Source organism: Paraburkholderia sp. 31.1 (assembly GCF_014397645.1).
Lineage (GTDB): Bacteria > Pseudomonadota > Gammaproteobacteria > Burkholderiales > Burkholderiaceae > Paraburkholderia > Paraburkholderia tuberum.
Window position 1 is genome coordinate 1 of record NZ_VZQN01000149.1, and the last position, 1,463, is coordinate 1,463.

The window sequence follows — 1,463 nt, forward strand, 5'->3', positions numbered from 1 at the left end:
CACGACTACCTGAAAAAGACCCTGACCGCGCGCGTCTACGACGTGGCGCGCGAGACCGAACTCGAACGCGCGCCGAACCTGTCGGCGCGGCTGCGCAACCCGGTCTATCTGAAGCGCGAGGACAACCAGCCGGTGTTCTCGTTCAAGCTGCGCGGCGCATACAACAAGATGGCGCATATTCCGGCCGAGGCGCTCAGTCGCGGCGTGATCACCGCGTCGGCGGGCAATCATGCGCAGGGCGTGGCGTTATCGGCGGCACGCATGGGCGTGAAGGCGATTATCGTCGTGCCGGTGACGACGCCGCAGCTCAAGGTCGACGCGATCCGCACGCATGGCGGGCCGACCGTCGAGATCGTGCAGTTCGGTGAGTCGTATAGCGACGCCTATGGTCACGCGGTCAAGCTGCAGGAAGAGCGCGGCCTGACCTTCGTGCATCCGTTCGACGATCCGTACGTGATCGCCGGCCAGGGCACCGTCGCGATGGAAATCCTCAGCCAGCACCAAGGGCCGATTCACGCGATCTTCGTGCCGATCGGCGGCGGCGGTCTCGCGGCCGGTGTCGCCGCATACGTGAAATCGGTGCGCCCCGAGATCAAGGTGATCGGCGTGCAGACCGATGATTCGTGCGCGATGGCCGCGTCGTTGCAGGCGGGCGAGCGTGTGACGCTGAACGAAGTGGGCCTGTTCTCCGACGGCACCGCGGTGAAGCTCGTCGGCGAAGAGACCTTCCGTCTGTGCCGCGAATATCTCGACGAAGTGCTGCTCGTGAACACCGATGCGCTGTGCGCCGCGATCAAGGACGTGTTCCAGGACACGCGCAGCGTGCTCGAACCGGCGGGCTCGCTCGCGGTGGCCGGCGCCAAGCAGTATGCCGAACGGGAAGGCATCGAGAACCAGACGCTGATCGCGATCACGTCGGGCGCGAACATGAACTTCGACCGCATGCGCTTCGTCGCCGAACGCGCGGAAGTGGGCGAAGCGCGCGAAGCGGTCTTCGCGGTGACGATCCCCGAAGAGCGCGGCAGCTTCAGGCGCTTCTGCGAGCTGCTCGGCACGCGCAGCGTCACCGAGTTCAACTACCGGATCGCCGACGCGAACTCGGCGCATATTTTCGTCGGCGTGCAGATCCGCAATCGCAGCGAATCGGCGCAGATCGCCGGCGCCTTCGAAGCGCACGGTTTTGCCACCGTCGACCTGACCTTCGACGAACTGTCGAAGCAGCACATCCGCTACATGGTCGGCGGCCGCTCGCCGCTCGCGCGCGACGAACGACTGTTTCGCTTCGAGTTTCCGGAACGTCCGGGCGCGCTGATGAAATTCCTGTCGTCGATGGCGCCGAACTGGAACATCAGCCTGTTCCACTACCGCAACCAGGGCGCGGACTACAGCTCGATTCTGGTCGGCATTCAGGTGCCCGGGAGCGACCACGCGGCGTTCGAGCGCTTCATCGAAACGCTCGGCTA

At 65.1% G+C, this 1,463-nt stretch carries 1 protein-coding gene; it reads left to right on the forward strand.

What is annotated here, in order from left to right; translation table 11 throughout:
* Positions 1 to 1,463 (forward strand): threonine ammonia-lyase, biosynthetic (gene ilvA, locus F6X37_RS35695; protein WP_187614661.1); only part of this gene is annotated, 1,463 nt, incomplete at both ends.